This is a genomic window from Bacteroides sp. BFG-637 (assembly GCF_024793605.1).
Lineage (GTDB): Bacteria > Bacteroidota > Bacteroidia > Bacteroidales > Bacteroidaceae > Bacteroides > Bacteroides vicugnae.
Window position 1 is genome coordinate 6,193,598 of record NZ_JANUPD010000002.1, and the last position, 13,713, is coordinate 6,207,310.

General features: G+C 42.2%; 12 protein-coding genes. 5 read left to right on the plus strand and 7 right to left on the minus strand.

Annotation, left to right across the window (positions count from 1 at the left end):
- Positions 1-12 precede the first annotated feature (12 nt).
- Positions 13-996: a glycoside hydrolase family 71/99-like protein gene (locus tag NXX38_RS24320; protein ID WP_258981457.1), complete on the minus strand. Its 984-nt coding sequence runs from the start codon at positions 994-996 to the stop codon at positions 13-15.
- Between the two features lie 255 nt (positions 997-1,251).
- Here NXX38_RS24320 and NXX38_RS24325 point away from each other — a divergent pair, with 255 nt between their 5' ends.
- A complete protein-coding gene (locus NXX38_RS24325) occupies positions 1,252-2,274 on the plus strand; it encodes a YafY family protein (RefSeq protein WP_117935904.1) in 1,023 nt (340 codons plus the stop codon).
- Here NXX38_RS24325 and NXX38_RS24330 read toward each other — a convergent pair.
- Together NXX38_RS24330 and NXX38_RS24335 are read right to left on the minus strand one after the other, a co-directional pair.
- Entirely contained in the window at positions 2,266-3,111 is an 846-nt protein-coding gene (locus tag NXX38_RS24330; RefSeq protein WP_008774817.1) for a patatin family protein, read from the minus strand. The two genes, NXX38_RS24325 and NXX38_RS24330, sit on opposite strands and share 9 nt — an antisense overlap.
- The gene (locus NXX38_RS24335; RefSeq protein WP_258981459.1) at positions 3,092-5,314 is read right to left on the minus strand and encodes a cation:proton antiporter; all 2,223 of its coding nucleotides are present in this window, start codon (positions 5,312-5,314) and stop codon (positions 3,092-3,094) included. Before NXX38_RS24335 ends, NXX38_RS24330 begins: the two co-directional genes overlap by 20 nt.
- A gap of 184 nt (positions 5,315-5,498) precedes the next feature.
- Between NXX38_RS24335 and NXX38_RS24340 the strand changes: the two genes are divergently transcribed.
- On the plus strand, positions 5,499-6,023 hold the full coding sequence (locus NXX38_RS24340; protein WP_217723057.1) for a hypothetical protein: 525 nt from the start codon (positions 5,499-5,501) through the stop codon (positions 6,021-6,023).
- 105 nt (positions 6,024-6,128) lie between these two features.
- On the opposite strand, the gene NXX38_RS24345 is transcribed toward NXX38_RS24340, so the two are convergent.
- The gene (locus NXX38_RS24345; RefSeq protein WP_217723059.1) at positions 6,129-6,458 is read right to left on the minus strand and encodes a DUF4907 domain-containing protein; all 330 of its coding nucleotides are present in this window, start codon (positions 6,456-6,458) and stop codon (positions 6,129-6,131) included.
- Positions 6,439-7,497: a kelch repeat-containing protein gene (locus NXX38_RS24350; protein WP_167511746.1), complete on the minus strand. Its 1,059-nt coding sequence runs from the start codon at positions 7,495-7,497 to the stop codon at positions 6,439-6,441. Before NXX38_RS24350 ends, NXX38_RS24345 begins: the two co-directional genes overlap by 20 nt.
- A gap of 192 nt (positions 7,498-7,689) precedes the next feature.
- Between NXX38_RS24350 and NXX38_RS24355 the strand changes: the two genes are divergently transcribed.
- From NXX38_RS24355 to NXX38_RS24365, 3 genes are all read left to right on the plus strand, one after another.
- Positions 7,690-9,015, plus strand: a complete 1,326-nt coding sequence (locus NXX38_RS24355) for a DUF4270 family protein (protein WP_148364637.1) — start codon at positions 7,690-7,692, stop codon at positions 9,013-9,015.
- Positions 9,012-10,217, plus strand: coding sequence for a hypothetical protein (locus NXX38_RS24360; RefSeq protein WP_258981464.1), 1,206 nt, complete (start codon positions 9,012-9,014; stop codon positions 10,215-10,217). The genes NXX38_RS24355 and NXX38_RS24360 overlap by 4 nt, the downstream gene beginning before the upstream one ends.
- Positions 10,218-10,502: 285 nt before the next feature.
- Entirely contained in the window at positions 10,503-11,687 is a 1,185-nt protein-coding gene (locus NXX38_RS24365) for an aminopeptidase C (protein WP_148364635.1), read from the plus strand.
- A gap of 4 nt (positions 11,688-11,691) precedes the next feature.
- Here the strand turns inward: NXX38_RS24365 and NXX38_RS24370 are convergent, their stop codons facing one another.
- Both NXX38_RS24370 and NXX38_RS24375 read right to left on the minus strand, forming a co-directional pair.
- A complete protein-coding gene (locus tag NXX38_RS24370; RefSeq protein ID WP_148364634.1) occupies positions 11,692-12,420 on the minus strand; it encodes a LytTR family DNA-binding domain-containing protein in 729 nt (242 codons plus the stop codon).
- Entirely contained in the window at positions 12,417-13,631 is a 1,215-nt protein-coding gene (locus NXX38_RS24375; RefSeq protein ID WP_148364633.1) for a sensor histidine kinase, read from the minus strand. The genes NXX38_RS24370 and NXX38_RS24375 overlap by 4 nt, the downstream gene beginning before the upstream one ends.
- Positions 13,632-13,713: the final 82 nt, after the last annotated feature.

Below are 13,713 nucleotides of genomic sequence, written 5' to 3' on the forward strand. Positions count from 1 at the left end.
AGAAAAGAGCCTTTATTGCGGGGGGATAAATGAATTATGATCTTTACCTTTCATATTCCCCCAGGAGAAACCCGGAAAAACCAACGGTACATAATCAACCTGATTCTTTTTCGCCCACTGGATATCTTCTTCCACCAACTTCTGATATTTCGGATAAGTGGTTTCATTGTAACGTCCCACGAACCAAGGCATCACAATATCGCATTTTCTGATAAGCTCATGCAACCTGGGATCTGATTCCGTATCCCCTTTCAGCTCCCGCCATTGGGTAGGTACTCCAAGCATCACACTAAATCCCTGTGATTTTAAGCCGTCGATAATATGTGCAGCTTCTTTCAATCCATAACGGCGATTATCATTAAATCCCACACCCCATACTGTTACCAACGGTTTGCCATTGTGATACAGATAAGAAGGGTTTTTCGCATGATTTTTTAAAGAATGGCGTTGCGCAATTTCCGCAATGTCTTTGAGCAGCAGTTTTTCTTCTCCAGGCTGCATCCCGCTCAAGTCATACATTACACAAATAGCCCGTTCATATTTATTAGCAGCTTTCATTGCCGAGTTCAATACTTTATTAAAATGCTGCAATCCGCTTTCATTCCGGATTTCTGCGATAAAACGCTGCATGAACACTCCATCCAGTCCATACTCTTTCATCCATCTGAAATGAACATTGACAGTCGATTTGTCATAAGAAGAAAAGACGGATGCAGACTTACCATCCGCAAAAGTAAAATCCGTTTTATAGAGCTTCTTATACTCCGATACCTCCGGCCAAAGATCTACGGAACACGATCCCGGACGAAATCCTTCACGACCATTGTAATGATGCCATCCACGGCCGGAACCGTCACCAGGGGTGTTGAACCACCCCTGATAACCAGCCATAACCAATCCTTTGTAAGAATTATACTGTTTCCTGCCGCCGGACTGTGCCATTATCCCTATTGAAAACAATAAATAGACCAATAACCAATTCAACCTTTTTACCATGTTATTTCTTTGTTTTTCATGTTATACCATTAAGTCCTTAAAACTATTTTCAGCAAAGTAAAGAGGCATCCCTTAATAAATTCCACAAAAGTGAATTAATAATGACTTAAAATCGAATTAATCGAGAAAAAAAAAGATAAAGTAGTAGAAATAGATACCTAATTAGGAAAATATTATGGAAATAAAGCCCTGTAACCTTTTTGTTTTCCTGAATTTATTTTTCTACTTTTGAAGCAAATCTTTATTCTTCTACTTATGCCAGCAAATAGAAATGCTCTAATCCGTTATAAAACGATTGACAACTGTCTGCGTAATCCGTATCGACGCTGGACATTGGAAGACTTGGTAGACGCCTGTTCAGATGCTCTTTATGAATATGAAGGCATTGATAAAGGGATAAGCAAACGGACGGTACAAATGGACATACAGATGATGCGTAGCGAGAAGTTAGGCTATAATGCTCCGATTGTGGTGTACGAGAATAAATACTATAAATATGAAGATCCGGAATACAGTATCACACAAACCCCACTGAACGAACAAGACCTGAAAATGATGTCGGAAGCAGTGGAAGTGCTGCGACAATTTAAAGGTTTCTCCTATTTCACGGAAATGAGCGAGATTATCAATCGCCTGGAAGACCATGTTGCTTCTGCCCGGATGAAAACCACTCCTGTCATTGACTTTGAAAAGAATGAATCGTTGAAAGGACTGGATTATCTGGACACCATCTATCATGCGATTGTCAACGAGCACCCGATACAACTCAAATATCGTTCGTTCAAAGCACGTTCGGCAAACAGCTTTATTTTCTATCCTTATCTATTAAAAGAATATCGCAACCGATGGTTCGTTTATGGGGTCAGAGGAAACGGACGAATATTGCAGAATTTAGCTTTGGACAGAATACAATCATTGGAAGTTCTGCCACAAGAACACTATATCAAAAATACATTCTTCGATCCGAATACGTTCTTCGACGACCTGGTAGGTGTCACCAAAAACTCCGGAAGCGTAGCGGAGAAAGTTGGCTTCAAAGTAGCGGCAGCCGAAGCACCTTACATCATAACCAAGCCTATACATCGCAGTCAACAACTGGTGGAAAGGCTACCTGACGGAAGCGTCATACTGGAAATTGAAGTCGTAATCAACCACGAGTTAGAACGGGTATTCTTCGGATATGTCGACGGAATAGAAATTCTTTATCCTAAAACATTGGTAGAATTAATGAGTCGGAAATTGGAAAAGGCTGCCAAGCAATATACTAAGTCAAAGTGAAAATAAAGCTTTCGCACATTCGTACCCTTCCTGATAAAACTCTGTCAGCTTTTGCACATCTTTTTCTATACGGTCTACAGCTACAGGTTTCAAAGGACGGATAACGACAATCTTCCCTTCATCTTCCATACGTTCCACCATTTCCAGCTGTTCATTATAAACAGCGCACCGGCAACTTAACGCTTCACGCAACTTCGGATATTTCCGGTATACAAACGAAGGGATACGAATGTCTTTCGAATCTTTCCGATATCCCCGGTTACGGGTAAGTACCACGACATTTCTCTTACAGCCATCCGCAATAGCTCTTTGCAGAGGGATGGAATCTACAATTCCTCCATCGAGCATAGGAACCTCGTCTACATAAGTGATAGGACACACAAAAGGGAGACTGCTGGATGCACGAACAATATCGATCACCCTGCTACTGTCTTTTTTCTCTTCGAAATAATTGGCTTCTCCCGTAATGCAATTAGTAGTCACCATCACGAAACGTTCCGGTGAAGCAAAATATGTTTCATAATCATAAGGAAGAATGTGTTCGGGAAATTCTTTGAACAATAGATCGAAATCCAAAATATTACGCTTTTTGAGCAAATGTTTCAGACCGATATAGTTGTACTTCTCCAACAGGTCAATATTGCTGTATTTGGCACGTCCCCGTTGCCGCGATGCATACGACAATCCGTTGCACGCACCGGCAGACACTCCTATCGTATAGGGAAACCGGATATCATGATCCATAAAGTAATCAAGTACACCGCAGGTAAATACTCCACGCATTCCCCCGCCTTCCAACACTAATCCCGTAGATTCGTCAATTTTCAAGTCCTTCATTTTTATCTCCCGCATTCTTATTCCGGCGGATCACCAGCAGAGATGACAATTCTCGTATCACAGCCTCATCCTCGGATAATTTCGTATAAGAAAGATGACTCATTATCAATAGTCCGTCTTTCTCTTTAGTCACTAAATCTTCAACTCCTTCAAACCATACTATAATCATTTGTCCCGGATAACGTGCCTGCAAATCATCAATACATCCGCGAAACTCCTCATCGTCCGTATCAAAGAGGAAAAGACGTATCGAATGCCCGTTCTGCAACATCTTCTCCAGATACGAAAAAAGAAATGCATCAATCATTCCACCAAGTACGAAACTAACCATTGCGCCTTCCCGATACTGACGATTGACAAATACAGCTACCGGACACTTCACCTGCTCCATAATATCATCAATCTTATCCCGGAAAAGCGTTAACCATAAAATAGCCCCCGGAGTCCCCGGCATATCCGTACGGTAATGGCTCCCGGCTCCCAAAAGCAGCATATCAGGATGTTCTTTACGGACAAAATGAATGATTTCCTGTACAAGTTTGTCCGTCACCCGATAATGGTTATCCACCTGAATATTCAATTTCACTGCCTGTTGATTGAGCAAAGCAAAACTCTCGCTGGCATAATGCTCGGCATTCAACGGATTCAAATCCGTGCCTACCGTATAGTGTGCCGCAATCAAATGATTTTTCCTCAACTGCTTCCCAAATAACAAACTATAAATGGAAAGCAATACACGCCCGGATTCCGGACGTCCGAAACAAAATATCAATTTATGCTTCAAAGATAACTTTTCTTCGCGACGTACGAAAATATGTTCCACCAAATGAAGCAAAGGAGTAGTCATAAAGGTCGTAACTAACGCCATAATGACCAAAATTACGAATATAGACGGGGGAAGAACTCCCATTTCATAACCGATATTCAAAGCGACAAGCTCCATCAATCCCCGTGTATTCATCAATGTCCCTATCGTCAAACTATCCTTCCACGATTCACCCACCAGACGGGCAGCGATGGCACACCCACCCAGTTTGCCGGCAACAGCAACCGTCACCAACAGCAGACATACCATCCACAACTCCGGACTGTTTATCAAACCGATTTCTGTACGTAACCCGGTGAAAGCAAAGAATAAAGGTAAAAAGAAGACTAAAGATATATCTTCCACTTTTTCCATCATCACCTTCCGGAAACCCAAATTGGACGGCATCACCACCCCTGCCATAAAAGCTCCGAACAGGGCATGAATACCGATAATCTCCGTCAGACAGGAGGAAATAATAAGAATGAGCAGAATAAATGCTACAAATGTTTTATTAATAACTTCCCGATTGGCATATACCTCTCCTACCTTCTTCAAAAACGGACGAACGACCAAAAACATGACTACAATATACACAACTGCCAGTCCAACTGAATATAGTGCACTGGCAAAACTTCCCGCTTTGGAGATAGCGATAACTACTGCCAACAGACACCAAGCCGTCACATCGTCATTGGCCGCGGAAGCAATAGTCAGCGTGCCTAAAGGAGTCTTAGTCATATTCCGTTCCTGAATGATACGCGCCAATACCGGAAAGGCGGTGATACTCATAGAAATACCTATAAACAGAGCAAATGGAAGGAATGGAGTCTGGTCGGCGGCATATTCTTCATACACCCAGTAAGAAGACAAAATACCCAGAAAGAAAGGAACCAAAATTCCGGCATGACTAATCACCAGCGTTTCATTGATCTTATTTTTCAGCACACTGAAATCCAGCTCCATACCGATGACAAACATGAAAAGTATCAGTCCCACCTGACTCAATAATTCAAGATTGGTAAGCGAGTGAGCCGGAAAAAGAAAATGAAAAGCATCCGGAAAGAAAAAGCCGAGCACGGAAGGTCCCAACACGATACCGGCAACAATCTCACCAATCACTCCCGGTTGCCCGATCAGGCTAAATAAATAGCCAAAAAGACGCACCATCACCAATACAGCTATAATCTGAATCAATAAGGTAGAGAGCGGATGATGAATATTGTCCTGTATAAACTGAAGAAATAGGCTGAAAGGGTCTCCCTGTGCCACGTTATGCGCATTTATCGCATAGTGCGAAAACCGGTCACCCTCTTCAATAGCGACATAAATCAACCCTCCAAACAGGAGCAACATCAATACATAAATGACATAATTCTTCCGGGCCCTATTCCGCATAAACTCTATTTTTACGATTTGTGCATATTTATTATAAAAACAAACGAAAAAGGCAGATAGTTTGGCAAAAAGAATAAATTCTCAAACAAAATCTTGTTTTTTTGCTTTAATCTATGTAACTTTAGGCTAGCTTAATTGTTTAAGGAGGAAAAAATCAAAAAAGTCCTGCCCGCAGGCAAGCACCATGAGAATACAGTTTGAGATTAAAGAAAATTTGCCGGAAATTATCGAAGAAATCTTACACTCTGATAAATGGCAAACTTCCGTGAAGGAAGAACTTAGCGGTCGGACGACCGTTGTGATCCGTGACCAAGCGTATGGTTCAGAAGCTACCATTGAAATTTATGCTACATCTATTGAAATCAAAACTGCCTGGTCTAAGTACTCCTATCGTATATTTGTAACCAACGATATCGTATGGTGCGAATATAACGGTGCCTATCGTGGTCTGTTGGAACAAGTGCTCCTACCAACAATTACTCCCAAAGAAAATCTGCTCAATTCTGACGTGACTGAAAGTTCGCTTTATGGAAATGAGCATAAGAAATTGAGGGAATATGCAGAAGATAACCTGAAACTGAAACAATTCCGCCGGGAAAACTTCAATGAACAAAGGAATGGGATTGCACCGTTCGACCATCCGAAGCGTGTGTATGATGAGTTTATCAAAGAAGATTATGTAGTAGCACCCAAAGGAGAAAAGAAATAATTCGCACTTAACGCTTTATCTTGTGCCATCGTATTGGCACAACAATGCCACCGCGTTGGCACAGTCGTGCCAATAGGGTGGCATGACTGTGCCAACAAGATGGCATTAATACACAATTCCCAAGTTATCCAGATCGGCCTTTGATATAGCAAAATCATTTCCGGCTTTAATCCGTTCCAGCACTAAGTTTCCGATACATTGGGCATCCTGTACTGATTGAAAAGACCTTTTCCCGGATACAACCGGGATAAAAGGCTGAACAATTATCAAACGCCCTCTCTCATAAATTTTATAACCGTATCCACTACCTTCAACTTGAGTTACTTCCAGCCGATATATATTTATCGGATGCATATACCCATATATGATTCCCACTAAAAGCAGCAAGACAAAGCAACTAATACCTATTGTTTTTTTATTTCTCTTCATATTCATAAGGTTTCAACTCCCAAGTATCATCGTAATAATAAGTAGAAGCCCCTCCCGTAGCTATAATTCCTCGTTTTCCGGTAGAAAAGCATACGGCTTTCGAACGTGTACTTCCTTCGAAATTTGTCAAATCTTCTCCATCCCATAGGTCTGTAAGAGGGTCGTAAATCCAATAATTGGAACGATAACTACCACCTGCAGTCTGCCCCACAGCAATATATCCTTTACCGTCGATCACGAAAGCACAAGCATAAGAACGGACGATAGAAGTGTAATCGTCGTCATAATCATCATCACTCTTATCGTAAAGTTCGCGCAATTCTTTCCAAGTACCCGTTGCCGGATTAAAACACCAGAAATCCGTCACATCCGAACCGTTATTCTCACCACCACAGATATAAGCGATATCATCTATGACGAAAGCCATACCGCCCATTCTCTTCTGCCCGCCAAATCCACTCATGGCTGTCCACTCTCCTTTATCTCCCACCGACGGGTCGAACTTCCAAAAGTCCTTTTGATAATTATCGTTGTAACCTGTACCCAAATACCCATACTGACCAATGCCGAAAGAAAGCGCATAATACCGTTTACCATAGATATTAGTTCCATCAGTTCCATCCGGGATAGAAGCCATCTCCTTCCATGAATTCGTAGCAGGATCATACTGCCAGCAATCATTCAGATAATCCTTTTTCGTCGCATCGTAACCGGTAGCAATATATCCTTTGGTACCTACTGCAAAACCTGTAGCCGCATTCCGGGCAGGAGCCGCATCGGGCATTGATGTACACTGTGTCCACGAATTAGTCTCAATGTCATACGCCCAGCAATCTTTCAAACGGTCTTTGGTACTCCCCCGGTATCCGGTGCAGAGGTACCCTACATTACCAATCGTAAAACCAGCTGCGTCCGTACGCGCCACACCATCAAAATCAGAACGGCGATACCACACACCTGCCGTATATTCAGTATCATCCGTACATGCCGCCAATGAAAGCAGCACCACCATCATGCAAAGTAATTTATTCATTTTCGTATTCATAAATATGTCGTTGATTACAACCGCAAATGTAGGCGGCAACGGGCACGCATAAAAAAACTATCGACAAATAAAGACATTCTATCTACCAACAAAATTCAGGTCGACAAATACAAAGATTTAGTCGATAGTTTTTTGGAGGACTGTTGAAAACCTCTTCTTTTGCCGCTACAAAACCAATTTCATTTTTACTACATGAAGTCAATCATACAACTTTTTTCATTCTTTATCTCTCTTTCTTTTTTCGCTTGTGTAGACGATTCATCGTCCATAGGAGCGAAATGGGTACAAAGTTCATTTCTCAACGCGCAGATGGACACCTGTACGGTATTACTTAGTACAGTATTAAGCGACTCCGTAGCCACTTCGGGAGATACGGTTTGTCAGATAGGATATCGTGACGACAACTTATGGGGGAAAATTACCGCCTCTTTTTATGCAGAGTATGAAGTACCTTCCTATTCTTTTGATGAAAACATCCAGTATGAGTTCGATTCGATCACCATACGCCTGTATTCTTCGGGCAATTATCTGGGAGATACACTAAAAAACCAACGCATTTATCTGCATGAACTGACAAAGAATATAGAACTGGACGATAGAGGGTACCTATACAACACTACTACTGCCTACTACAACGAAACTCCACTGGCATCTTTCGACTTTCGTCCTACTCCGGGCTCACCGAGCGAGGAACTGGAAATACGATTGCCGGATGCATGGGGAGAAGAATGGTTCAACTTGATGCTAAATGATGGCCGATGGGTACAATCCCAAAATTTCTTCCATGATTATTTCAAGGGAATTGCTTTCATACCCGATGCAAATGACGCTTGTATCAGCGGATTTCAAGTCAACGACTCCAGTATGTGCATCACAGTCTACTATCACCAGATTACGGAAACACTGAACGAAAAAACATTGGTTTTCAACACAAGCAGCACCTTAACTTACAACAAAATAGAACAGGACCGCTCAAACACCCCGATAGTCAACCTGCAAAGTGGAGACGGTAATGAATACTCTTCCGGAAAAAGCGAGCATCAGGCTTATTTGCAGGGAATGACCGGCATGTATGTCACCATCGACTTCCCACATTTAAATAATCTCTGCGAGAAAGGAGAGCTTGTGACCATCGAGAGCGCAACGTTACAGCTATATCCGGTGAAAGGAACTTATGACGGCATGTACCCGTTGCCCAAAAGCCTGGCTCTCTACACCGCCAACAATGAAAATGTGACGCAAAGTGTAATCACCGACCTCACCGGGAGTTCCGTACAAAGCGGAAACCTGATAGTCGATGAGATGTCTTATGAGGAGACTTATTACTCCTTTGACATCACCTCTTTCCTGCAAACAAACCTGGGAACTACCGGATATGACCGTCAGAAACTACAATTATTTCTTCCGGACAACTTGTTCTATACCACTCTCCAAGGCGTTATCTTCGGCGACGGGGAACATACTGCCAATAAAAAGAATACCAAACTTATCATACTTTACAAAACTTATCAACAATGAAAAAGATTTTGTTTTGCCTTCTGGCATTCTATACTCCTGTCTCTATAATCATTGCACAAAATACAACGAACTCCCCTACTTCCATGTTCGGACTGGGAGAGCTTTCAACCGGAGAAGGCGGGCAATATACCGGATTGGGCGGCGCAGGCATTGCATTGCGAGGAAATAATTTCCTGAACAGTGCCAATCCGGCTTCACTCACAGAGTTGACCGAACAACGCTTCCAGATCGATGCCGGTATCATGGGAGCATACCAGATTTATTCGCAACGAGGAGCAAGCAACCGTTCCGTCACCGGAAATCTGAATAACCTAAGTATCGGCTGCCGGATTATTCCACGCTGGTATGGAGCTATTTTCATGGCTCCCGTCAGCAGTGTAGGATATGCCATCACGCTGGATGAAGAGGTGGCAGGCACCAATGGAGGTACCATCTCTTCTCTCTTTCAGGGTGAAGGAGGGCTTTCCAAGATGGGTATCAGTACGGCTTACCTTTTCGGCAAAGGATTTTCTGTCGGCACCAATCTCTCTTATGTGACGGGGACTATCACACAAACGGAGACGCAAGGTACTGCCACAGAAGAAACCAGTTCCTACAAACATACTTTTTATGCGGATTTTGGTGTACAGTATAAATGGGCTATAGACCGCGAACGTTCTTTCGTTGCCGGTGCCGTATATGGTTACTCGCAGGATTTTAAGCAAGATAATAACTTATACGTTAGTAGCAGTTCGGGAGGGGGTGATATTGAAAGAAGCCTGAAACGCTATCGCCAATGTCTTCCTCAATTCTTAGGGATAGGAGCTTCCTACAACACTTTGCGATGGATGGCAACCATCGACTACAAATATGTGGACTGGAGCCGGATGCAATCTTCCCAATCTAACGTCAGTTTTGAGAATCAACACCGGTTATCAGCCGGTGGAAGATATACATTGGGCAATGTCTATCGCAATCCGGTCAGCATCCTATTGGGAACAGGTATCAACAATTCCTATATTGTCATTCAAAAGAAAAAGGCAACCGAATATTATGTCAGCACCGGACTTAACTTCGGATTACGCAATAATAATGTCCTCTCCCTCGGATTGAAATATAAAGGTCGGATGAAAATACCTAATGGTATGCAGAAAGAAAATAGCTTTTCCCTGTTCCTGAATATTACTTTCTCCGAACGAACTTACCGCGCCAAGATACAATAAAGACTAACCACAGAGTACGCAGAGGACACAGAGTTTTTTCTTAAGAAATAAATCGATCTGCCATTATCTCCGCTCAAAACATCTTCAGATATTCTTATCAAGGTATAGTCTGAACGTAGTCGAAGCATCTACTCTCCTGATATATACGTAGAGAAGAGCACGTTCGACAGGTGCAGAATAACAGAACGAACAATGTATAATAAAAAAACTCTGTGTCCTCTGCGTACTCTGTGGTGAAACTTTCCTATATTTGTAGCCAAAACATTTAATATTAATTTCATAGGAATGAAAAAGACAATCCTTATTGCTGCTTTAGGCCTATTCAGCCTAAGTGTTATGGCACAAGATGCAAAACCTGAAGAAGGTTTTGTTTTCACGACAGTGAAAGAAAATCCGATAACTTCTATCAAGAACCAAAATCGTTCGAGTACTTGCTGGAGTTTCTCAACTCTCGGATTTGTTGAATCAGAACTACTTCGTTTAGGTAAAGGTGAGTACGACCTGTCTGAAATGTTTGTTGTACACAAAACAATGCAAGACCGCGGAGTAAACTATGTACGTTACCATGGTGACAGTTCTTTCTCACCGGGCGGAAGTTTTTATGATGTAATGTACTGTATCAAAAATTATGGTATCGTTCCGCAAGAAGTGATGCCGGGTATTATGTACGGTGATACGCTGCCAGTACATAACGAACTGGATGCTGTTGCTTCCGGTTACATCAATGCGATTGCAAAAGGTAAGTTGAGCAAACTGACTCCGGTATGGAAAAACGGACTAAGCGCCATTTATGACACTTACCTGGGAGCATGTCCGGAAAAGTTCACCTACAAAGGCAAAGAATATACTCCAAAGACTTTTGCCGAATCACTGGGATTGAACTATAACGACTATGTATCACTGACTTCTTATACACACCATCCGTTCTATTCTCAATTCGCCATCGAAATTCAGGATAACTGGCGCAATGGCCTGTCTTACAACCTGCCTATCGAAGAGCTGATGGCTGTTATGGACAATGCTGTAAAGAAAGGCTATACCTTTGCATGGGGTAGCGATGTCAGCGAACAAGGATTCTCACGTGACGGTATCGCCGTAATGCCGGATGCAGCCAAAGAATCCGAACTGTCCGGTTCGGACATGGCACGTTGGACAGGACTGACTGCTGCCGACAAACGCAGAGAACTATTCACCAAACCTTTCCCTGAAAAGGACATTACCCAGGAAATGCGCCAAGTTGCTTTTGACAACTGGGAAACAACAGACGACCACGGAATGGTAATCTACGGTATCGCTAAAGACCAGAACGGAAAAGAATACTTCATGGTGAAAAACTCTTGGGGTAAATCAGGCAAATATAATGGTATCTGGTATGCATCCAAAGCATTCGTTGCCTACAAGACAATGAATATCCTGGTGCATAAAGACGCACTTCCTAAAGAAATTGCCAAGAAACTGGGAATTAAATAATTATTTAAGAAAGGCTTAATTTCCCAATGTATTCCGTAAATTTCTCCTTATAATTATCGCTGACAGGAATATAAGTATTCTTATCAAAAATAATACGAAGACGGGAAACTTCGGTAATCTTGCGAAGATTGACAATATAAGAACGGTGGACCCGCATGAAATGCGTGGGAAGCCGTTCTTCCATTTTCTGGAGGCTGGCAAGCGTTATTACCGGCTTGTCCTCTCCTTCCACAAAGATACGCACATACTCACTCATCCCCTCAATATAGCGGATATTCTTCACATCGATGCGGACCACTCTATAATCGCTCTTCACGAATAACGAATCTCCTTTTATCTGCGAAGCATTCCCTATTTCACCCTGTTGCTCCAACAAACGATATTCAAATTGTCTGCGGGCTTTATCCGCCGCTTTCAATAAATCCTGGAACTCAAACGGTTTCAGCAGATAATCCACGGCATCCAGTTTGAAGCCCTCTACCGCATATTCAGAATAAGCAGTAGTGAAAATCACCAACGGACGGTTCACCAAAGAACGTATGAAATCCAGTCCGTTCAAATCGGGCATATTAATATCCACAAAAATCAGATCAACCTCCTCTTCGGACAATATCTTCATTGCCTCGAACGCATCCTGACATGACTTTACCAAAGACAAAAAAGGTACTTGGGATATGTAATCCGACAACTGCGTCAATGCTAACGGCTCATCATCTATTGCTATACATTTCATTCTAATAAAGGTATAATAAGTAAGACATCAAATTTATGTTCCTCTTCGGTAATGGAAAGCGTATAATCATTGCCAAATAAAAGCCTCAACCGCTTACGGATATTTTCGAGTCCGATGCCATGATGCTGTTCGTCAGCCGAACCATTATTGCTGTTGGAACAACGGAATGAAAGCCGGTTGCCCTCATCCAACTGCATCAAGACATGAATAAAAGACTCGCTACGGTAACTGACTCCATGCTTAAAGGCGTTTTCCACAAAAGAGACAAAAAGTAAAGGGGGAATCTGCACTTCGGGCACTTCGGCCGGAAAATCCATCTTAATAGAAACTTTGTTGGTATAACGCAAACTCATCAGGGCAATGTAATTCTTAAGAAACTGAACCTCACGTGAAAGCAGAATTGTTTTATTACTCGCTTCGTAGAGTACATAACGCATCAGTTTAGAGAGTTCCACAATCGAACTTTTCGCTTTCCCCGTATCAATATCCACCAAGGCATGAATATTATTAAGTGTATTCATGAAAAAATGAGGATTAATCTGATACTTCAAATATTGCAGTTCCGATTGCAAGCGTTGATGTTCCAGCTCCTCCAGCATTTCTTCATCACGGAAAGATTTAAAGAAAAGTTTGATGGCAATATTGAATCCTACCATCAAAAAGGCAATGATGAAATGAATAAGATAGCGGAGCACAAAAGGAGGATAAGGAAAAGGAGTCGGTTTTGGAAATCCTCCGGGACCATTTGGAGCTCCCATTCCCCTAGGATGTTGTTCGGGATTGGACTCATTCCAATGTACATCCCCTTCCTTCCTCGCTTTTTCTCTCATCTTAATAATCTGATCTCTCCGGTTCTCCTTCATACGAAGAGGCAACTCTCCTCGCTTGAAATCTTTGGGGAAATGATTGGCAGAAGGAGACGGAGAAAGCCAGCAAATCATTCCTATTACAAAAATCAACGAAACAGTATACTGCCAATACCTTTTCTTAAAAAGGAAATAGGGAACCAAGCCATAATTGTTCAACAGGAAAAGCACGAAAAAAGGAAGGATACTCAACCATGATTCGCGGATTATCATACGGGTTTCCTCCCGCTCAAGTCCTCCACTCATGGCAAAGTATCCGCCTATCAGCGGAAGAAGAAATATTACGATCCAGATAGCTCCGTAAATACTCTGCTCCAGCATGTGTTGTTTACGTAGTCTTTTCATGCCTTATTGCTTCTGATTATCGAAACAAAGATAAAACCGAACCTGCTTTATCACAAATAGAATCGACCAAAGGACGGATTTC

Coding starts and splice junctions, on each gene's coding strand:
- NXX38_RS24320 (WP_258981457.1), bottom strand. CDS start 996: ATGGTAAAAAGGTTGAATTGGTTATTGGTCTATTTATTGTTTTCAATA.
- NXX38_RS24325 (WP_117935904.1), top strand. CDS start 1,252: ATGCCAGCAAATAGAAATGCTCTAATCCGTTATAAAACGATTGACAAC.
- NXX38_RS24330 (WP_008774817.1), bottom strand. CDS start 3,111: ATGAAGGACTTGAAAATTGACGAATCTACGGGATTAGTGTTGGAAGGC.
- NXX38_RS24335 (WP_258981459.1), bottom strand. CDS start 5,314: ATGCGGAATAGGGCCCGGAAGAATTATGTCATTTATGTATTGATGTTG.
- NXX38_RS24340 (WP_217723057.1), top strand. CDS start 5,499: ATGAGAATACAGTTTGAGATTAAAGAAAATTTGCCGGAAATTATCGAA.
- NXX38_RS24345 (WP_217723059.1), bottom strand. CDS start 6,458: ATGAATATGAAGAGAAATAAAAAAACAATAGGTATTAGTTGCTTTGTC.
- NXX38_RS24350 (WP_167511746.1), bottom strand. CDS start 7,497: ATGAATACGAAAATGAATAAATTACTTTGCATGATGGTGGTGCTGCTT.
- NXX38_RS24355 (WP_148364637.1), top strand. CDS start 7,690: ATGAAGTCAATCATACAACTTTTTTCATTCTTTATCTCTCTTTCTTTT.
- NXX38_RS24360 (WP_258981464.1), top strand. CDS start 9,012: ATGAAAAAGATTTTGTTTTGCCTTCTGGCATTCTATACTCCTGTCTCT.
- NXX38_RS24365 (WP_148364635.1), top strand. CDS start 10,503: ATGAAAAAGACAATCCTTATTGCTGCTTTAGGCCTATTCAGCCTAAGT.
- NXX38_RS24370 (WP_148364634.1), bottom strand. CDS start 12,420: ATGAAATGTATAGCAATAGATGATGAGCCGTTAGCATTGACGCAGTTG.
- NXX38_RS24375 (WP_148364633.1), bottom strand. CDS start 13,631: ATGAAAAGACTACGTAAACAACACATGCTGGAGCAGAGTATTTACGGA.